We start from the raw sequence: 20,103 nt of genomic DNA on the forward strand, positions 1-20,103 counted from the left end.
CGTTTCAGATTGAAAAACAGCAGCTGAGGAATGCTGCAGTTTGGAGTGACATCCAGTCACTCCAAACTGTGGGACAGCAGTGGCGCATCAGCGCCTTTTTTATTAACCGCAGGCCTGACACGGAAACTGTTATGACAACCCGCACCCTGATTCTGGTCGACGTGCAGAACGTGTACTACACCACGCGCCAGATCTTCCGCCAGAACTTTGATTACAACCGTTTCTGGGCGGCCGCAACCAACAATCGTCAGGTTGTCGGAGCATACGCCTATGCCATCGACCGGGGTGACGCCAAACAGACCCAGTTCCAGAACATCCTGCGTGCCATTGGTTTTGAGGTAAAGCTGAAACCCTTTATCCAGCGCGCGGATGGCTCCGCCAAAGGGGACTGGGACGTGGGTATCACGGTGGATGCACTGCAACAGTCAGCAGAGGCCGATGAAGTGATTCTGGTTTCCGGTGATGGCGACTTCGATGTACTGGTCAGGGCGTTGCGTCAGAATGGCAAACTGGTACACGTATACAGCGTCGAGAAGCTGACCGCTCAGTCGCTGATTCGCGCAGCCGATCAGTACACGGCTATCAGCGCTGAATTTCTGCTGCCAAAGTCTGACTGAGACTCTGCGACCGGATGTGACTATTTAAAAAGTTTTAACCTGATCAAAAAATAATCATAGACATTCCCCATCAACACATGTACCGTTGCGGGCAGCTAGAAAGAAGACCGCGTTTCATATCTGCATTTCGTTGTTTTATTCGTAAACCCTCGTCCTGAAGTTTTAAATCAAGCCTTGTTTCATGCGCCTCGGCCAGTTGCTGGCCCTATCAATATTTATTATTCAGGATATTTACTATGTCTAAAGTAAAAGGCACCGTTAAGTGGTTTAACGAAGCAAAAGGTTTTGGTTTCATCGAGCAGAGCTCTGGTGGTCCGGACGTATTCGCACACTTCCGCGCGATCGTTGGCAATGGCTTCAAAACTCTGACTGAAGGTCAGCAGGTTGAATTCATCGTGACTCAGGGCCAGAAAGGTCCTCAGGCCGAAGAGATCGTTGTGCTGTAATCTTACACGCACACAAAAAAGCCCCGAATACTCAGTATGCGGGGCTTTTTTTTATGCCTGTAACGCAGGCTATTGCTGTATGCGGCTATGGCCTAACAGCCACCAGCTGAGTCCGCGATAAACAAAATAACAAACAAAACCAGCCATCACGGTATCACTTAAAAAGTGACCCCCCTGCACGATCCGCCCGGCACTGACCACACAACCAACCACAATGCCCGCCCATAGCCAGCTGCGACGGCGGAACACCCAGGCCAGCGCCATCAGCCAGAAGCCCATCGCTGCATGGCCGCTGACAAACGATGCACACTTTTTCTTCTCGCATTTATCCGAAATGACCCAGGCCGGTGTAAAGCCGCTGTGCCCGCCAAATTCTTCCACCTGTTTTGGCCGCGCACGGTCGAAGGTCTCTTTGAATACGCTGTGCACCAGAATGCCCGGCCCGGCGATCAGGCTGACCAGAATAAACACCCAGATCTTACGCTGCGCTTTGTCGATGCCGTTTTTGACAAAGGTCAGCGCCACCACAATCAGCAGAACCGGCACCAATACGTATGGCACGTAACGAAACAGAGCATAAACAGAATCACTGATCGGGTGATGATTCAGTGGCCAGCTTTGCGTGGCCGCATCATAGAACCAGCCACTGACAGCCAGATCAATCTGGGGAAACAGCACAAACGTCAGCGCCATTATCAGAAACAGTATCCAGTCTGCATGCTGTTTTAAGCCGTTCATAACAATGCCCCCCAGGCCCTGAAAAATCAGCCGCTGAGGATACCGGTTTTGCGCTGCCGTGCCTAACCCGTCCGGTGCCTTCCCCCCCTTTTTCTGCTCCCTCTTCCAAATCGACCCTTGAAAATGTTATGTTGTAACATAACAATTAATAGTAAGAGCATCTGACATGATGACAAACTCCTCCGTGCATCAGGCCGACGACCGCCTGCCAGTGACTGTTTTATCGGGCTTTCTGGGCGCAGGGAAAACCACCCTGCTCAACCACATCCTGACCAACCGCGAAAACCTCAGAGTGGCTGTCATCGTGAATGACATGAGCGAAGTGAACATCGACGCCGCCTTTGTTCAGGATGAAGTCGAGCTGAAACGCGGAGAGGAGAAGCTGGTTGAGATGAGCAATGGCTGCATTTGCTGCACCTTGCGTGAAGACCTGCTGATTGAAGTCAGCCGTCTGGCATCCGCCGGTAAATTTGATTATCTGGTCATTGAGAGCACCGGTATTGCAGAGCCCCTGCCGGTGGCAGAGACCTTCACCTTCGCTGATGAAGATGGTGTCAGTCTGTCGGATATCGCCCGACTGGATACGCTGGTGACCGTGGTCGACGCCATCAACTTTCTGAAAGATTTTGACGAAGCGAAATCCCTGCAGGAAACCGGTGAATCACTCGGTGAAGAAGATCAGCGTAGCGTGGCCGACCTGCTGATTGATCAGATTGAGTTCTGCGACAAGTTGCTGATCAGCAAAACCGATCTGGCAACACCGGAGCAGCTGGAGCGGGTGAAAGAAATTCTGCATACCCTGAATCCACGCGCCGAAATTATCCCGATGGTGAAAGGCAATGCACCACTGGAAAAAGTGCTCGGCACCCATAGCTTCGATTTTGACGAAGCGGCAGCAGCACCTGGCTGGCTGAAAGAGTTGCGCGGTGAACACACGCCGGAAACTGAAGAATATGGCATCAGCAGCTTCGCCTATCGGGCTCACCGCCCATTTCACCCGCAAAAGTTCTATCAGTTCCTTCATCAGGACTGGCCTGAAGGTAAGCTGATCCGCTCTAAAGGCTATTTCTGGCTCGCCAGCCGTCCGCAGTTTGCCGGTCAGTGGAGTCAGGCTGGCGGCATTGCGCATCACGGTTTCGCCGGTATGTTCTGGAAGGCAGTCCCGCAAGAGCGCTGGCCACAGGATGAAGAATCCATTGCCTACATAAAAGAGAAATGGGTAGAGCCTTTTGGCGATATGCGTCAGGAGCTGGTGTTTATTGGCCAGCGTCTGGACGAAGCTGCAATCCGTCAGCAGCTGGACAGCTGTCTGCTAAGTGATGAGGAATTGCTTGCCGGTCAGGACTACTGGAAAACACTCGCCGATCCGTTTCCAGCCTGGGGGGAATAAATGAATACAGCCGTTCATACAGAAGACCGCTCACTCAGTCCTGTACCACTACTGGTCAGTGGCGACGACTGGAACGTACTCACCGCCATCTACGATGACGACGTCAACATCGCCATTGCCCGTCAGCTGTTGGGTGGCCAGGAGTTAAGCGCTGTGGTTTCTGCTCTGCTCAACCATCCTCAGACACCATCACTACGGATGTCTGGCAGCCCGCAGCAGTGTTACGACGCCATCATCAATGATCTGCCACACACATCATCGCTGGTCGTTCTGGCGGAGGCGGTAAAGCTGTTGGCCGAAGCCTTCAGTACGCTGTTTGATCTGGATAAGGTCGGGCTGCGTATTGACCGTCTGCAACGGGCTATGTGCCCGCGTTTTCATGTGGATCACGTACCCGTCAGACTGCTATGGACACTGGCCGGGCCAGCGACGGAATGGTTACCGGAAAAAGCCCTGGACCGCAGCCAGCTGCGTGGCGCTGGCGAGCCCTGCACCGACACGAACATGATTCAGCAGATACAAGCCGGTGACATCGCTCTGATCAAAGGCGAAGCCTGGGAAGGAAACGAAGGGCGTGGCTTAGTCCACCGCTCCCCGGCGCTGCTTCCTGATGAACAGCGCCTGGTTCTGACCATGGACTTTGCATGACGTTGCTGCCCGCGGAAACATACAGTCATGCGAAGGCTGTTGTTAGGCGAAGGCTATTGTCCCGGGCAGCTATCGCCTACTGCCCGGTGTAAAGCTCAATCTGATCGACCGTCATGCGATAGGCTGAGGTCGCCACCTCATTGGTTTTCACATCGGTATAAATCGTGCCGTAAACCCAGTAAGGGTCGTAAATGGTATCCATCTTAATACCTTCACTGCTCTGCATCAGAATCAGCTGATTCGGCGGTGGTGGTGGCAGATGGATACAGGCGCCGTAATATGGCACCAGAAAAAATTCCTTCACCACCTGCTCGTCGTCGAACTCAATCGGTACCACGTAACCGGGAATGCGAATCTGCTGGCCGTTAAACTCCGGGCGCACATTCACCGACTGCAATGCTCTGTCCCACTCGCTTGCAGGCTCCGCTGCTTTATCCACTGCTACGCCCACTGCCGCTTCAATCTGATCTTCAAGTGATCCCTCGGCGACATCTGCCAGCTCCGCCGGTGGTTTCGACAACGCCTGGTAATCAGCATCCGGTAATAACTCGGAAAACTCGATTTCACGATAGTCGCGTCCCTGTGCCTCAGCGGTTGCCGCTGATACCTGCAGCACCAGCGCGGCCGTAACCGGCACACACAAAGATAAGAATCTGCCCATGAGGCTTTCCTTTTAATGAACGATATAATATAACATACCGGAAGTTACACTATAACACTCCAGTAGATCCTCTGTTTGCAGAGGCGATTATAAGGGTCAGTGCCATGAATTCACGCAGGTTTCCTTCGTTCTCCTTCCCGGCCAAAGCGTCCGTCAAAACACTGGCTGCACTGATTGCGACCAGTACCCTGCTGACCGCCTGTGGTGGCGGTAGCAGCCAGAGTACGGAAGAGACCAGCGACGAACATGAACACACAGGGCGTCTGCTGTTCTCTCTGTCTGACAGCGATACTCTGATGGTATTCGACCAGGAAGAAAGCGCCTTCGAATCCGTTGAAGACAGTGCTGCTGGTAACGCTGCCACCCTGGTACTGGCAGACAATGGCCTGAGTGCCGCGGTACTCAGCAATGGCATCGCTGATTTCGTTTACTCCGGCCTGCACTCAGAAGAAGAGGAAGAAGCACTGGTAGAAGCTGAAGGCGAACATGGTCACGAAGAAGCGGAATTACTGTCTCGGAGTCTGGATACCGTAACCGCGATGACCAGTACCCAAGGGCATTTCTCATTGCTGCAGAGCGGTAGCACGGTATTGCTGCCGGCTGAGGATCTGGAAGATACTGAACTGGACTTTGAAAACACCACTGGCCCGGCCAGTCAGACTTACCCGGGTCTGTTACTGGAAGAAGAACACGAGTTGATGCTGTTCTTTGCCGCCGACAAAGCACAGGTGTATGAAGCAGGAGCAGCCACGGGTGACGAGTTCAGCTGTACCAACCCGGCTGCCAGCGTTCAGGGCACCGAGTTTGCGCTGGTACTGTGCGATGAAGGCGTACTGACCGTTAAAGTTGAAGAAACAGAAACCGATCATGAAATCGACAGCGACACTCTGACCGCATTGAGCAGTGCGACTCAGCTGCGCAGCAACGGCCATGATTTCGCCGCCTTCAGTGCCGATGGGTTATGGCTGATTCATGAAGACGACAACGAAACGCTGCAAGCAGAAACCGTTAGCCTGACGGATGTCGACAATATCTGTAATGCAGCTTTCGCCACTGAAGATGAAGAATCACTGGCGGTACTGAACAGCGCCGGCTACCTGCATATTATTGATGCCGAATCTGCCGAAGAAACCCGTATCGCTCTGGATGAAACCGTAACCACCAATCTGAGTTGCGATGCTCTGACGCTGGCCAATGGCCCGGAAGGCTTTATGGTGGTCGATAAAAACGACGGTATCCTGTACATCATCGACGCCCACGACGGCAGCCCGTACCATGTGCACAGCCGTTATCAGGATAACGCCCTGACAACGTTGGCGGATGTGGTATTAATGCACGCCATCGACGCCGAACATGCTCATGAACACTAAGAAGAAAAACTGTATGCGCTTTCCGCTTTATCACACATTACTGGGCCTGACATTGTCAGGCCCTTTCCTGCTACATGCCGAAGACGATACCGCCCAGCTCGATAAAGTTGTGGTCAGCGACAGTGAACAGAGCGGGATATTCGATAGCGCTCAGCCTGCCACCGTACTGTCAGCGGAAGACATTCAAGGCAACAGTGGCGATACCCTGGGCACTCTGCTCGAGCGCCTGCCGGGTGTCAGCAATGCCTCGTTCGGGCCCGGTGTGGGTCGTCCGGTAGTACGTGGCATGAGCGGTAGCCGGGTAAAAATCCTGCAGAACGGCAGCGACAGTTCCGACCTGTCGGCCATGAGTTCTGACCACGCTACCATGACCGAGGCCAGTGTTGCCGAACAGGTTGAAGTGATTCACGGACCAGCGGCCCTGATCTACGGTGACGGCAGCATCGGTGGTGTAGTGAATCTGATTGATAACCGTATTCATGAACAGCCTCGTCAAGGGGTGCACGGTCAGGTGAATGCTCGCGTCAGCAGCAACGACAGCGGCTATAACCTGTCGGCACTGATGGATGCGGGCAAAGGCGACTGGACCCTGCATCTGGATGGTTTTGACCGCAGCAGCGAAAACTACCGCAGTGGCGACGAAGCCTCGACACCGGCTGGCAGCAATGGCGGTGACATCGCCAACAGCGACAGTCAGGGCAAAGGAGGCGCACTGGCGCTGAGCTGGGCTGATGGCGAACGTGGTTTTGCCGGTATCAGTCTGAGCACGCTGGATTACGATTACGGCGTGCCGAATACCGATGGTGAAGACTACCGGGTAAAACCCCAGCAAACGCGCCTGGATGTGAAAGGCGGCTGGCGCCCCGCGGCCGATTCGGCACTTAACTGGATTGAAGAATGGCGTCTGGAATTAAGCCACAACGACTACCAGCACGACGAAACTGACGGTGATCTGGTGGTTGGCCTGTTCGATCAGCAGAGCTCCGAACTGAGCAGCCGTCTGCGTCATAGCTTCGGTCGCTGGAGCGGTACACTGGGAATACAGGTTAAGCAGCAGGAGCTGGCGCTGTGCCACAACCATGCTGGCTGTGATTCGATTCCGTCTTACCCGCAGCTGAGCTGGGACGGCAGCATGGGCACCAACTTCACCTCAGTCACGGCTGACGATGGCACTGTGTATGTTTTTGCCCACGACACGCCGATGCCGGAAACCACCAGCACCGACATCGGTGTATTTATGGTGGAACAGCGCGACTGGTCTCAGGGTGTCATTGAGCTGGGCGCACGACTCGATCAGCGTACCATTGAGTCCGATCCATCCGTCATTCGCCCGGCGGCACGTCAGTCTGAAGACTACTATGACGATAAAACCTTTACCCCACTGACCCTGTCAGCGTCTGCTACCTGGGTAGTGAACGATGCGCAACGTTTTGGTCTGAGTCTGGCACGCGTGCAGCGCGCACCGGATGCCCAGTCATTATTCTGGAATGGCGACCACCACGCGACCTTTGCCTTCCAGCTGGACAACCCCGACCTGGGCATCGAAACCGCCATAACCACCGAACTGAACTGGATGCTGGTTGATAGCGCTAACGAGGTGAAAGTCTCGCTGTATCACTACCATTTCAACGATTACATCTACAACAATCTGCAGTCAGTGACAGACCCCTTCCATGACGAAGCAGTATATCGTCACGAGCAGGCCGATGCCCGTTTCAGCGGTGCAGAATTCAGCTGGGCTCACCAACTGACGGATAGCTGGTCAACTGACGTTAACAGCGACTATGTGCGTGCTCGTCTGGCGCAGGGCGGCGACCTGCCACGCACACCACCAGCCAGTATGCGCCTGGGTGTTAACTGGCAACAGAATGGCTGGCAGGCCCGGGCTGAAACTCAGGCGGTGGCCAGTCAGAAACGCATCGCCGATAACGAAACCGCCACTGGTGACTACATGCTGCTGAACGCCAGTGTGCAGTATCTGCAGTTTATTGGTGCTCAGGAGGTGAACTGGCGTCTGGCGCTGAACAATATCACCGACGAATACGCCACCAACCATGTGTCGTATCTTAAGTACGCAGCACCACTGGCAGGACGTAATATTCAGGCCGGTGTAAACTGGCGCTTCTGATTTTTTACGGACGGCCAGCGGATGAGCACTCCACGCCTGCAACTGCATCATCTGAGTCATCAATGGGCGACGACGCCAGCGTCGTCGCCATTATTTACACTGGATGATCTGCAATTAAACAGCGGCGACTCACTGTTTATGTGTGGCCCGTCCGGCTGTGGAAAATCCACCCTGCTGAATATCATTACTGGCTTATTACCTCCGACACAGGGCGAGGTGCTGATTAATGGCCAGTCGTTGTACGGGCTGAAACCCGGCGCCCGTGATCGCCTGCGCGCACAGTGCATGGGGGTGATAACTCAGTCACTGAATTTATTGCCCTACCTTACCGTTGCGGAAAACCTGCGCCTGATGCAGACATTTTCTGCACAAAAGGCGGATAGCGAATGGCAACGCCATTTATTGCAGACATTAAATCTCACAGCCCAGGCTCACCAGCCTGTTGAACAACTCAGTATTGGCCAGCAACAGCGTGCTGCCATTGCCCGCGCACTGATTCATAAGCCATCGTTAATCATTGCCGACGAACCCACCACGGCACTGGATGATGACAATAAAAACGCCTTTATGTCGCTGCTGCTGAATGAAATGCAGAATTTCGATACGGCCTTACTGATGGTCAGCCACGACACCCGCTTGCAGCCACATTTCAGCCGTACACTGGATTTACGTCAGTATCAGAGCGCGGAGGCAGACTATGTTAGTTAAAATTGCTGTGCGCAGTCTGCTGCAACGGCGTCTGGCGGCACTGTTAATTATCGCCGCTATCAGTCTGAGTTTAATGGCGTTATTAATCAGTCGCGGTGCTGGTGAGGAATTACGCCGCAGCTTCAGCAGCAGTGTCAGTGGCACCGACCTGATTGTTGCTGCGCGTGCTCAGCCTACACAGATTATGCTGTATTCCGTATTCCGTCTGGGCACACCACCACAAGCCATGTCCGCTGAACGCTGGCAGCAGATCAGCCAGCTGCCTCAGGTCAAATGGAGTTTTCCATTAGTGCTGGGGGACTCGGTAAAAGGTTTCAGCGTTATTGGCACCAACGACGATTATTTCCGTTATTTTCGCTACGGCGATAAACACCCATTGCAAAGCAGCACAACAGAAGCACTGCAGTTCGGCCAACCGACAGCGGCTGTTTTAGGTGCCGAAGCTGCGCGTGTACTGGGCTATAAAATCGGTGATTCGTTGTCGCTCAGTCATGGCATGCATGAGCACAGTTTTGCCGAGCATAAAGAATTGCCGTTTATCGTAAGCGCTATTCTTAAGCCCACCGGCACGCCGGTTGACCGTTCCGTACACGTGCCGCTGGCCACGCTGGAAGCTCTGCATAATTCAGAGTGGTTGCATACTGTAACTCGCGGGCAGCTGAACAAAGAACACCAACACGAAGAACACGAGCACGAAGAACACCAGCACAACGAATCTCATGATGATGACCATGCGCTTACGCTGGCATTTTCTGATTTACCCGAACCCAGCAGTATTTCTGCATTATTCGTCGGCCTGAAATCCCGTGCCCTCACCTTTCAGGCCCAGGCTTCCATTAACGCCGCACATCAGGAACCGCTGAGTGCAGTCATTCCTGGCGCCGCATTGACTGAATTCTGGCAATTATTAGGTAACGCCGAACGATTACTGCAATTTCTCAGTGGCCTGATGTTAATCACGGGCCTGCTTGGCAGTGTGGCAATGCTGCAGGTCAGCGTGGCTTTCCGTCAACGCGAAATCAGTTTGCTGCGCCTGACCGGTGCCAGCCCCTTGTATATTTTCCTGCTGCTGGAAAGCGAAGTACTGTTGCTGACGCTCAGTGCCTGGGTTGTCGCCCTGCTCGGCAGTGGTGCACTGCAAACCCTCGCAGCGCCGTGGATTGCCAGCCACTATGGTTTGCAACTCAGCAGCCAGTGGTGGCCGGCGGACAGCCTGTGGTTAATTGGTGGCAGTCTGCTTCTCAGCCTGCTGGCCGGACTTGTCCCTGCCCTGTCCGCCTACCGCAAGGCCTTCCGCCTTTAAACAGCGCCACCTGCGCCGGGTCATTCTGAACAAAGGCCTGGCCGCCCGGCACAGGCGAACTGCACGGACTCCTGACTACACTGTGTGCATATTCAGGAGAACAGTATGAAAAAAATAACAGCCTCCCAACCTTCTGCGTTGCGCCCGGCGGCGCTGCTGACCAGCCTGTCGCTGGCCCTGCTCAGCGCCTGCGGACCAGCCGGCTCTGGCACCAGCACAACAAGGTCGTCTTCAGCCGCAGCCGATGCGATGGGCAATACCACACCGTCTGCCTACACCATTGCCGCGCAGCAGCAGGTGCGCGACAGCCTGCCGCTGGCAGATCGCAGCGATTTTGAGCAGGCAGAACGCGGCCTGATTGCCAGTCCGGAACGACTGCAGACGGCCTCCCTGCGTGACGATGCCAGCCATGTCTGGGACCGTCCGTCTTACGATTTTATTGACGGCGCCGCACCGGATTCCGTCAACCCCAGTCTGTGGCGTCAGGCGAAGCTGAATAACATCAACGGTCTGTTTGAAGTAGTGCCGGGCGTGTATCAGTTGCGGGGATTTGATCTGTCGAATATGACGCTGATCCGGGGTGAAAATGGCTGGATTATTGTTGACCCGTTAACCTCAAAAGAGACTGCCGCCAACGCCTTCCGCTTTGCCCTGCAGCAGTTTGCACTGCGTGGCGATACAGAGCAGCGCATCAGTGCCATTCTGTTTACTCACAGCCATATTGACCATTTCGGTGGTGTGCTCGGCATTATCAGTGCACAGGATATTGAGCGTCAGAATATTCCGGTCGTTGCACCGCTTGGCTTTATGGAAGAAGCGACCAGCGAAAACATGATCGCAGGGACTGCCATGAGCCGTCGCGCCGTGTTTATGTACGGTAAAAATCTGCCACGCAATGAACGCGGCCATGTTGATTCCGGTCTGGGCAAAGGTCCGGCCTTCGGCGAATTCAGTATTGTTAAACCCAATACACTGGTAGGTGAAACCGATACCCGCCTGACGCTGGATGGTGTGGATTTTCAGTTCCAGTACACGCCGGAGTCAGAAGCACCGGCGGAGTTCACCTTCTATCTGCCACAGCATAAAGCGTTCTGTGGCGGTGAAGTGGTATCACGCAATATGCATAACCTTTACACCCTGCGTGGTGCCAAAGTGCGGGATGCGCTGAAATGGAGTGGCTACATTGAGGAAATGCGTTCCCTCTACGCCGACGCCGATGTGTACTTCGCCAGCCATCACTGGCCAGTGTGGGGCCGCGATCATATTCAGACCTTCCTCAAGCAGCAGCGTGATACCTACAAGTTTATTCACGATCAGACCGTACGACTGATGAATCAGGGTAAAACACCGGGAGACATCGCTGAAGTACTGACACTGCCAGCCAGTTTGCAGCAGGCCTTTTCCAGCCGCGGTTATTACGGCACGGTGAAGCATAATGCGCGTGCTGTTTATCAGGGCTACCTTGGCTGGTACGACGCCAATCCCGCGCACCTGGACCCGCTGCCAAACGCTGAGCGCGCGCGCGGTTATGTGGCTCTGGCCGGTGGTGCAGACGCACTGATCAGTACAGCCCGTGAGGCGATGAATCAGGGTAATTATCGCTGGAGTGCCGAGTTGTTAAATCATCTCGTTTTCGCTCAGCCTGACAATGATGAAGCACGCGAACTGCTGGCCGCCAGCTATGACCAGATGGGTTATCAGGCAGAGTCCGGACCATGGCGCGACGTGTATTTAACCGGCGCACTGGAATTACGTCACGGCACACCGGAAAGCGGGATTAATATCGCCACCATGCGTGACATGTTGTTGCTGACACCAATCGAAAACTTTTTCGATACGCTGGCGGTACGTCTGAAAGCTGAGGATGCCGAAGACAAACAGCTGAGTGTGACCATTCACTTTACCGATATGAATGAAAGCTACCGCCTGTGGATTGAAAATGCAGTACTGCACCATAAACCACTGACCGCTGCAGACCCGGCAGCCGATGCTACCCTGAATCTGACGCACGAATTGTTTGTGAATATTCTGATTGGCGAGGCAGGACTGAAAGACACTCTGTTCTCGGATGATTTATCCGTCGACGGCAGCCGTCTGGATCTGGTGCGCTTTTTCTCATTGTTTGAAAAGCCGGTAACATCCTTCCCGATTGTCGTGCCTGCCAGCTGATAACTTAAGTCAGCCTTAGCCATCCAGGCTCATTCCACCACCAGACAGCAGCGTTAATCGCTGCTGTTCTGGCGGCTACGGTACTGACCCGGTGCCATGCCATACCAGCGTTGAAATGCCTTACTGAAATTAGCACTGTCGCTGAACCCTAAACGCAGTGACAGTTCGGTAATGGAACAGGTGCTGCTAGCCAGATAATAAACGGCCAGTTCTGCACGGACATCATTCATTAACTGACGGAAGCTGGTGTCTTCCTGCTGCAGATGACGACGCAGTGAACGCTCACTGCTGTTCAGCAGAGTCGCTACTTCAGCCAGTGATGGCTCACCCTGTTCCAGCATCGCCTGCAGGGTGTTACGTACCCGCTCGCGCCAGCTTAAGGCGTTCATTTTCTGCAGATAGGATTTCACCTGCGCTTCATTGGCCACTGCCAGTTGCTGATCACCGGCCATATCACTTTTATTCAGAGTGGCACGATCAAACCACAGGCAGTTGGTAGCCTGAGCAAAGGCTGGCGTCAGCTGAAAACACTGTTGCCACGGCGATACATCCAACGGCTGCTGACGCATCAGGTCTACGGCCAGCAGTGTTGTTTCAACACCGGTTAACTGTCGGGAAAACACCATCAGCGTGGAAAAAAATCCGTCCACAGACATCGGGCTGATGGGTACACCGGCCAGAGGGTCGACAGCAAAACCGACCCGGTCGGGCTGGTAAATTACGCGAATATTAACCGAGTCGGAAATCATCGCATGGTAGCGCCCGAGCTTATCAATCACCGCCCCCATATTGTCACTGGTCAGCATCAGCAAACCCAGCGCGCGAAAATGCATAGGCTGCACATAACGTGAAACCTTAAGGCCAAAGGCAGAATCTGCCGTTGCCATTTCCACCAGTTGCCAGAAGCGGGTCATGGTTGCAATAGGTATACGCGCTTCCGGTTCTTTTTCCAGTTGCGTGAGGTTGAGCCCTACCTCAGCGAGCAAAGGTTGTGGATCAACTGCACTGGCACGCAACGCCTTGCAGATCGCCAGCGACCAGGCGGCTATGGTAGTAGGCTGCTGATTCATGCGTGCTCCCGCAGAAAACTGCAGATGGCCGCCGTCACCGCAGAGGGTGCTTCCAGCTGCGGGTAATGGCCAACCCCGGCCAGCGATACAATATTCTTATCCGTCACCAGCTCGCGATAACGATGCACCATGTGCTTGCCGGAGATAGGATCGTCGGCACCGTTAATCAACTGCAATGGCAGCAACGTATGAGCCAGCGCATTCACCCAGCGATCGCGATAACGTCGGCGCTCCTGCATATAGCGAATCAGCTTGTGCATCACGCGCGATCCCTGATTAAAGCAATGCAGTTGCCATAAGCCACTGAGTTCTTCCATAGCAAGCGGTTGTTTGCAGATATGGGCGAAGGTTTTATGCAGCTTTTTTTCAGTGAAAAAGCGGGCAAAGACGAAGCCCAGCGGGCTGATTAATAATTTCTGTGCCAGCACCGGACGGTGAGTTTCGGGAAACAGACCACCATTCAGTAACTGCACGCTGAGCAATGTCAGCAACGATGTTTCAGTCTGCCGCGCCAGCAGTTCCTGCGCTACCGTATCGCCATAATCATGGGCTACCAGATGGCAATGCGTAATACCCTGAGCCGACAACAAAGCTTCAAACATATCGGCCTGCAGCTTTATCGAATAGTCCCTTGCCGGTGATTTATCACTGAAACCAAAGCCCGGCATATCGGCGGTAATAACATAATATTTTTCCGCCAGAGGCTGCCACTGATGACGCCAGTCCCAGCTGGCGCTGGGAAAGCCGTGAATCAGAAGCACTACCGGGTTTTTCGGGTTGCCTGCCGTTTGCCAGAACACCTGACGCCCGTGAAAATCAAAGTAACGTCCCTGTTGCTGCCATTGACTCAGCGATGGTGCCACGTAGCCATCCGCGGACTGACGGGCATTACTTGGCATAGGGGGCATTAATCCGGTCGAGTCGACGCAGAAGTCCCGGCCAGGCCAGCTGGCCGCCAGCATTGCGGGTTACCTGCTGAGCGGCTTGCTGAATTCCGTCAACAATCGTCTGCGGAACCTGAATCAGAGGCTGCCCGGTACTTTGAGCCAACAGCTGAATTTCGCAGGCACGCTGCAGAATAAACATATTGAGAAATGCGTCGGCTACATTACCTGCACAGGTTAACAGGCCATGATTGCGCAGAATCATAAACTGGGTCTGACCGAGGTCAGCCACCAAGCGTACTTTCTCTTCCGGGTTCAGAGCCACCCCTTCATAATCGTGGTAGCTGAGGCCCGACAAAGGGAACAGCGATTGTTGTGACAGCGGCTGCAGCCCATCCTCCAGCGCCGATACGGCGACCCCTTCGCGGGTATGCAGGTGAATAACACACAAAGCATCTTCACGTGCTTCGTGCACTGCACTGTGGATAGTAAAACCAGCAGGATTGATGTCGTACTCTGAATCCATCACCTTGTTGCCCTGCAAGTCGACTTTAACCAGACTCGAAGCGCTGACTTCGTCGAACATAAGTCCGTAGGGATTAATCAGAAAATGGTGCTCCGGACCGGGGACTCGGGCAGAAATATGGGTAAAAATCAGGTCATCCCACCCGTAATGGGCAACCAGGTTGTAGCAGGCCGCAAGGTCTTTGCGCATTTGCCATTCTTCAGCCGAAACACTGGCTTTAACGTTCGCCATCCGATGTCCTCTTTCTTATTTTTGTCTGCTTGTCACACCATATCAGGCTGGTGCTGTTTTTCTGCAAATTTTCGTAACGTCGCTAGTCGCGTTTTTCTGCTTCGTTGTCTTTCAGCACCAGGGTTGGTAAGCGCAGTATGTAAATACTTACCCCTGTGCCAATTAAAGGCAAAATGATTTTAATAGCGGTACGATCGGTGAGTACAAACGCGGTAAGCAGCATGGTCGCCCACATAATAATCAGGGTATAAACCTTGGCTTTACGTGGCATACCTTTACCGTCGAGATAATAAATAACGTACTGACCGAGACGCGGATGTTCAATCAGCCAGTGGTAAAATTTTGGCGAAGTGCGGATAAAACAAGCAGCCGCCAGCAGCAGAAATGGCGTGGTCGGCAGTACCGGCAGAAAAATACCGGCAACGCCGAGAGCAACACTCAGCCAACCACAGGAAAATACCAGCATCCGGATCAGAGGCTGGCGAATAACGGCACGTTCAGCGATGTTAGGTTCCTGCATATCTGACGTCATAACGGGTCCGACGCGGTTGGGCTTTCTTTATTCTGGCTGTGTGCGAGCAGAAATTCCACAAAGGTACGATTCGCCACAGACAGGTAGCCGCCACGCCGCCAGGCAATAGAGAGATCCAGCCACACCGGCTGGGTAAAAGGCACTGCCACCAGCTGTGGATCGTCTCGAATCACCATGGGGAGCAAGGTGGTAATGGCAAAACCCTGCTTCACAATCTGGCGAATCAGCGCCAGCAGGTTGGTCTCGAAACCGATATTGGCCTGTAGTCCGTGTTCTGCACACAGTCGGTCAATCACTTCGCGGTGAAAATAGCCCTGCTTGAATAACACCAGCTCTTCGTCGAAGAACTCGTCAAAGCGGATAGCCTTACGCTGAGCAAGCGCGTGATCGTCCGGCACAATGGCCATCATCTGATCGCGCAGAAAACAGCGGCTTTCCAGTTCTGCCGGCGGTGCATCGGCCACCACCACACCAATATCGATTTCCCCTTCCATGATCATGCGCTGAATGGCCCGGGTGCCGGCCTCCACCACTGACAGGCGAACACCGGGGTAGCGCTCACGAAAGGCCATCAGAATCGGTGGGAAGTAATACGAGCCGAGCATATTGGAAATACCGATACGCACCTCGCCCTGCTGCAGGCCATGCAATTCATGCATCGCCAGTTCGGCGTCAGCCACCCCCTGCAGAATCTGACGTGCGTGCGGTAACAGCACAAGGCCTTCGTCGGTCAGCGTCACGCGGCGTTCGTTACGATGAAACAGTGTCAGCCCCAGCTCATCCTCCAGCTTTCTGACCGCCATGCTCACCGCCGGCTGGGCGGTATGCAGCTGCTGAGCGGCCGCGGTAAAGCTGCCCTGCTCCGCCACGGCGAGAAAGTAACGTAAGGCTCTCAGGTCCATATTCGTCTCCTGCAATATAGCGCGACCCAAGGCATAACAATATCTTATAGATAAGATAACAACTATATATTTTCCTGATCTGGTTACTGGTGCCAGACTTAGTCAGATAATCCTTTTCAGACCCTCAGCATGATCGAAACCCGTACCGCCGCCTTCTGGCGTGCCACCCTCGCCCTGAGCCTGGGTTCTTTTATTATTTTTGCCAATGTCTACGTTACTCAGCCACTGCTGCCGATGCTGGCGCAGAACTTTTCTGTTTCGGCGTTAGAGGCTGGCTGGAGTTTTACCGTAACGACCCTGATGCTGGGTTTGTCGTTGCTGATTTATGGCCCGCTATCGGACGCTCTGGGTCGACGTCCTATCATGCTGATCAGTATGGCTGGCGCGACGCTGGTCACCATTGCCCTCTCCTTTACCGAAAGCTTCTCCAGCCTGTTGATTCTTCGTGCAGTGCAGGGATTACTGCTCGGCGGCCTGCCCGCCATTGCCATTGCTTACATGGGCGATGAGTTCAGCAAAAGAGCGGTACTGGTAGCCGTCGGCTTCTACATCAGCGCCAACAGTCTGGGTGGGATTGGTGGACGTGTTATTGGTGGTTTGATGGGTGATATTGCCGGCTGGCAGAGTGCCTTTCAGTTTATGGCAGTGATGAGCATCGCCCTGTTTGCGTTATTTGCCTGGGCCCTGCCGCCATCACAGCATTTTGTCAGCAAGCCGTTACATCCCCGACAGATGGTGCACGACCTGCTCAGTCATCTGCGCAATCCGCTATTGCTGCTGGCTTACTTAATCGGTGGTTTTAATTTCTTTATTTTTGTTAACCAGTACAGCTACGTCACCTTTGTCCTGGCCGATGCGCCTTATCAGTTGCCGCCAACTCTGCTGGGTATGCTGTTTCTCACGTATCTGAGCGGTACAGTTGGCTCGGCGCTGTCGGGAAAAGTCGCGCAGAGTATCTCCCAACCCATGTGCATGGTACTGGGTATTGTGATTCTTATGCTGGGCTCATTGCTGACCCTGATGCCGGGACTGGGATTTATTATCTGCGGATTATTTATCAACAGCTTCGGCTTTTTCTTCGCCCATTCCAGCGCCAGCAGCTGGGTCAGCCATCAGGCTAAACAGGCAAGAGCCAGTGCGTCATCCCTGTATCTGGTGTTCTATTATACAGGCGCCAGCAGTGGCGGTTTTTATCTGCATTATTTCTGGGACTGGCAGCAATGGGCCGGGGTCATTGCCGGCTCTCTGCTGATTCTGGGCGCCACCCTGCTGATGGCGCTGCGACTGGAATATTATGCGCGTCAGGTTATTTCAGACGCACACGGTACTGGTAGGTAAATTGCGGTTGTAACGTACCCAGCTGCGGCATCATGCTGCCCTCAAGGCTGAGGCGGAAGTGCGTGACGCCAGCAGTGTAGCCATCGCCATCGGCTGTTGGCGCACAGGTAAAGGTCGCGCCATCGTCACAGGATAAGGTTAATCCGCCGGGATAACTGAAGGTCACACCGCTGCTCTGTACACCAGAACCATCGGTGAAGCTCACCGGTGATGACGAACCATCACCGATATAGAAATCGGCACTGTCAGCTACCGCCTGTGTCACCACCGTGGTATCAGTATCAGAATTCAGTGACCCCTGATTTTCAGCCAGCACACTGTATTCAAGCACCGCACCCGGAATGGCTTTAGGAGAGGACGTGCCATTAATCGGATCAGAAATAATCGTCAGTGACGGTGTCAGCTGCAGGTCGAAAACACCATCACACTGCACAAAATTCGATGCTGGAATAATACTGTAGCTACCGGAAGTGCCCTGACGCCAGTAAGCGGTATAACTGTCTCCGCCCTCAAATTCCTGATGGCGGAATTCAAAGCGATGATAGCCCCGGGCAAGACCCAGAGTGACACCATTCGTCGCGCCAGTCGCAGCGCCGTGACCACCATACCAGGACACGCTGACCACGCCATTCAGCAGAATCTCGAGGGCATCGTCGCCATTGACTGCCAGGCCCCAGTCTCCATCGGAGGGGATGTACAGATAACCTTCCATCAGCGTCAGGTAATATTCGTCAGCACGATCATCAAATGGATTACCACTGCCATTCACGTTATCTCTGAGGGTCTGGCCGTCGAGATAGGTTTCATTGGCAAAGGTATCAACCATCTGCTGATATTCAGTAGCGTTATCCGGATAATCGACGGAACTGGTTGTGGTATCAAAAAAACGTGCCCACAAACCACCATCCGGTGATGAACAACCAGCCCCAGAGGGCAAGGCCAGTGTCCGTACAGGAACAGACGCAGAAACCTGATTGTTATTCAGGTTGCTGTCGTACTGCGGCCCGGATACCTGCGCGTTGTAGCTGAAAACCTGACCATCACTTCCAGCAGGCGGCAACGCTGACAGTAGCAACGTGTTGAATGCTGATCCGGAAGCAATTACCTCTGAATAGGTACAGTTTGCAGTGCCTGCACTAAAGGAACAATTCCAGGGTGAACTACCAATCTGGCTGATCTGGAAATTCCCCCCCAGAAACAACGTCAGTGAGGTATCCGGCTGTGTCGCATCCTGGCCATTATTGACAACGTTCAGGCTAATATCGCGGCCACTACCTGTCACCCACATTGACGGAGCCTGTACACTCAGCCCCAGTTCCGCACTACAACTTTGATGTGCACCAAAAGTAACCGACGGCTCAGAAATCGGACAACTGTATGAACGAATATCAATGTTTGAGGTGCTGAACGCGCGCCAGTTTCCATTGCTGGTTGTTCGGGCACAGCGCCAGTCGCTGGAGGTCGGTCGGCAGAATTGTGCCGTGATACCACCATCATTGCCCCCTTCAGAGCCTATGATTTCAATTTTATGGTAACCCGCTGCAAGCGTTCGCGTGCCATACAGTACATCCTGATGGCTCCAGTTACCTTCCCACCAGAGATCATTTGTCCAGTCTTCGTCCACCAGCTGACCGTCCACATAGAGACCGCCGCCACGACCGAAATCTGCTCCGTAACGGAATGACCACACACCGGCTTCACCCGGTTTTACTTCAAAGTAACTCTGCGAATAAGCAACAATATTGGTGCTGCTTCCATTGCCATTATTGAAGGTGCAGTGGTTGGTAATGTTGGTAAAGTTATTGATAAAAGTACAACCATAAAGGTTGCTGCTATCGGTACTGTTGTTAAAGGCTGCAATGCCCTGCGCTTTATTACCGGGATTGACAGTTGAATTACGGGTATGAAAACGAATACCAGCTTTATCAAATACGGGGGGTACCTGAGCCAGAGGGGAGGCTTCGGTTTTACCGTAATACAAATAAATCTTGCGGCTGCTATTGGCGGGTAAACTGGCTAATTTGATCCAGACTTCTGCGCTTTTGGTCTGTGCATTCCAGTTATCAATGTAATAAGGAATTTCTGTTGTATCGTCCTGATCGAGGATACGCAGATCATTGCCGCCGGATGTCCAGTTATATGATGGGTGAAGTTCACTGCCGTCAAGACGTAGCAAAATCTGATAATTGGTCAGTGTTGAGCCGGAGTTCTCACTCAGGGTAATTTCTGTACGATAAGGCCAGTCGCATAGAAGTCCCGCGTAAGAGCTGTTCGCAGCAATCATTACGAACCAAAGCAGAAAGCGCATCATAGTGTCCTTTATTGAGATGAGCGCATTGTACTGTAAAAGACGAAGAACGACTGCTGCTGTATTTTGTCCATCCTGGCCTTTTTTTGTCAAAAAGACTCATATCGCAGTCCGCTGCCCTTCCCGCCAAGGCC

Annotated in this window: 18 protein-coding genes; 10 read left to right on the plus strand and 8 right to left on the minus strand. The window is 53.5% G+C overall.

Going from position 1 to position 20,103, the window contains the following annotated elements:
• The first annotated feature begins 131 nt into the window (after positions 1-131).
• Both I9W95_RS12795 and cspE read left to right on the plus strand, forming a co-directional pair.
• Positions 132-617: a LabA-like NYN domain-containing protein gene (locus I9W95_RS12795; protein ID WP_225675485.1), complete on the plus strand. Its 486-nt coding sequence runs from the start codon at positions 132-134 to the stop codon at positions 615-617.
• Between the two features lie 236 nt (positions 618-853).
• On the plus strand, positions 854-1,063 hold the full coding sequence (gene cspE, locus I9W95_RS12800; RefSeq protein WP_225675487.1) for a transcription antiterminator/RNA stability regulator CspE: 210 nt from the start codon (positions 854-856) through the stop codon (positions 1,061-1,063).
• Positions 1,064-1,132: 69 nt separating this feature from the next.
• On the opposite strand, the gene I9W95_RS12805 is transcribed toward cspE, so the two are convergent.
• Complete coding sequence (locus I9W95_RS12805) at positions 1,133-1,801, minus strand: phosphatase PAP2 family protein (RefSeq protein ID WP_225675489.1); 669 nt, start codon at positions 1,799-1,801, stop codon at positions 1,133-1,135.
• Positions 1,802-1,967: 166 nt separating this feature from the next.
• Between I9W95_RS12805 and zigA the strand changes: the two genes are divergently transcribed.
• Together zigA and I9W95_RS12815 are read left to right on the plus strand one after the other, a co-directional pair.
• Positions 1,968-3,191, plus strand: coding sequence for a zinc metallochaperone GTPase ZigA (gene zigA, locus I9W95_RS12810; protein ID WP_318653616.1), 1,224 nt, complete (start codon positions 1,968-1,970; stop codon positions 3,189-3,191).
• Positions 3,192-3,839 carry a DUF1826 domain-containing protein gene (locus I9W95_RS12815; RefSeq protein ID WP_225675491.1) on the plus strand — a complete coding sequence of 216 codons (648 nt, stop codon included), beginning with the start codon at positions 3,192-3,194 and terminating at the stop codon, positions 3,837-3,839.
• 76 nt (positions 3,840-3,915) lie between these two features.
• On the opposite strand, the gene I9W95_RS12820 is transcribed toward I9W95_RS12815, so the two are convergent.
• Positions 3,916-4,500: a DUF3299 domain-containing protein gene (locus tag I9W95_RS12820; RefSeq protein WP_225675493.1), complete on the minus strand. Its 585-nt coding sequence runs from the start codon at positions 4,498-4,500 to the stop codon at positions 3,916-3,918.
• A 104-nt stretch (positions 4,501-4,604) separates the two neighbouring features.
• Here I9W95_RS12820 and I9W95_RS12825 point away from each other — a divergent pair, with 104 nt between their 5' ends.
• The 5 genes from I9W95_RS12825 to I9W95_RS12845 all read left to right on the plus strand — a co-directional run bounded on the left by I9W95_RS12825 (position 4,605) and on the right by I9W95_RS12845 (position 12,178).
• Positions 4,605-5,870 carry a hypothetical protein gene (locus I9W95_RS12825; protein WP_225675495.1) on the plus strand — a complete coding sequence of 422 codons (1,266 nt, stop codon included), beginning with the start codon at positions 4,605-4,607 and terminating at the stop codon, positions 5,868-5,870.
• Between the two features lie 13 nt (positions 5,871-5,883).
• Complete coding sequence (locus I9W95_RS12830; protein WP_225675497.1) at positions 5,884-7,998, plus strand: TonB-dependent receptor; 2,115 nt, start codon at positions 5,884-5,886, stop codon at positions 7,996-7,998.
• A 21-nt stretch (positions 7,999-8,019) separates the two neighbouring features.
• Positions 8,020-8,706 (plus strand): ABC transporter ATP-binding protein, encoded by a 687-nt coding sequence (locus tag I9W95_RS12835; protein WP_225675499.1) that lies wholly within the window; start codon positions 8,020-8,022, stop codon positions 8,704-8,706.
• Complete coding sequence (locus tag I9W95_RS12840) at positions 8,696-10,009, plus strand: ABC transporter permease (RefSeq protein ID WP_225675501.1); 1,314 nt, start codon at positions 8,696-8,698, stop codon at positions 10,007-10,009. The genes I9W95_RS12835 and I9W95_RS12840 overlap by 11 nt, the downstream gene beginning before the upstream one ends.
• Positions 10,010-10,114: 105 nt before the next feature.
• Positions 10,115-12,178 (plus strand): alkyl/aryl-sulfatase, encoded by a 2,064-nt coding sequence (locus tag I9W95_RS12845; RefSeq protein WP_225675503.1) that lies wholly within the window; start codon positions 10,115-10,117, stop codon positions 12,176-12,178.
• Between the two features lie 53 nt (positions 12,179-12,231).
• Here the strand turns inward: I9W95_RS12845 and I9W95_RS12850 are convergent, their stop codons facing one another.
• The 5 genes from I9W95_RS12850 to I9W95_RS12870 form a co-directional block, all read right to left on the minus strand.
• The gene (locus I9W95_RS12850; RefSeq protein WP_225675505.1) at positions 12,232-13,248 is read right to left on the minus strand and encodes an AraC family transcriptional regulator; all 1,017 of its coding nucleotides are present in this window, start codon (positions 13,246-13,248) and stop codon (positions 12,232-12,234) included.
• A complete protein-coding gene (locus I9W95_RS12855) occupies positions 13,245-14,147 on the minus strand; it encodes an alpha/beta fold hydrolase (protein ID WP_225675507.1) in 903 nt (300 codons plus the stop codon). The genes I9W95_RS12850 and I9W95_RS12855 overlap by 4 nt, the downstream gene beginning before the upstream one ends.
• A complete protein-coding gene (locus I9W95_RS12860) occupies positions 14,137-14,889 on the minus strand; it encodes a class II aldolase/adducin family protein (RefSeq protein WP_225675509.1) in 753 nt (250 codons plus the stop codon). Before I9W95_RS12860 ends, I9W95_RS12855 begins: the two co-directional genes overlap by 11 nt.
• A gap of 82 nt (positions 14,890-14,971) precedes the next feature.
• Positions 14,972-15,421: a YbaN family protein gene (locus I9W95_RS12865; RefSeq protein ID WP_225675510.1), complete on the minus strand. Its 450-nt coding sequence runs from the start codon at positions 15,419-15,421 to the stop codon at positions 14,972-14,974.
• Entirely contained in the window at positions 15,418-16,323 is a 906-nt protein-coding gene (locus I9W95_RS12870) for a LysR family transcriptional regulator (protein WP_225675512.1), read from the minus strand. Before I9W95_RS12870 ends, I9W95_RS12865 begins: the two co-directional genes overlap by 4 nt.
• A gap of 129 nt (positions 16,324-16,452) precedes the next feature.
• Between I9W95_RS12870 and I9W95_RS12875 the strand changes: the two genes are divergently transcribed.
• The gene (locus I9W95_RS12875) at positions 16,453-17,661 is read left to right on the plus strand and encodes an MFS transporter (protein ID WP_225675514.1); all 1,209 of its coding nucleotides are present in this window, start codon (positions 16,453-16,455) and stop codon (positions 17,659-17,661) included.
• Here I9W95_RS12875 and I9W95_RS12880 read toward each other — a convergent pair.
• Positions 17,630-19,972: a CCXG family PEP-CTERM protein gene (locus I9W95_RS12880; RefSeq protein ID WP_225675516.1), complete on the minus strand. Its 2,343-nt coding sequence runs from the start codon at positions 19,970-19,972 to the stop codon at positions 17,630-17,632. The two genes, I9W95_RS12875 and I9W95_RS12880, sit on opposite strands and share 32 nt — an antisense overlap.
• Positions 19,973-20,103 lie beyond the last annotated feature (131 nt).

It is taken from the genome of Thalassolituus marinus (assembly GCF_020320395.1).
GTDB classification, from domain to species: Bacteria; Pseudomonadota; Gammaproteobacteria; order Pseudomonadales; family Oceanobacteraceae; genus Venatoribacter; species Venatoribacter marinus.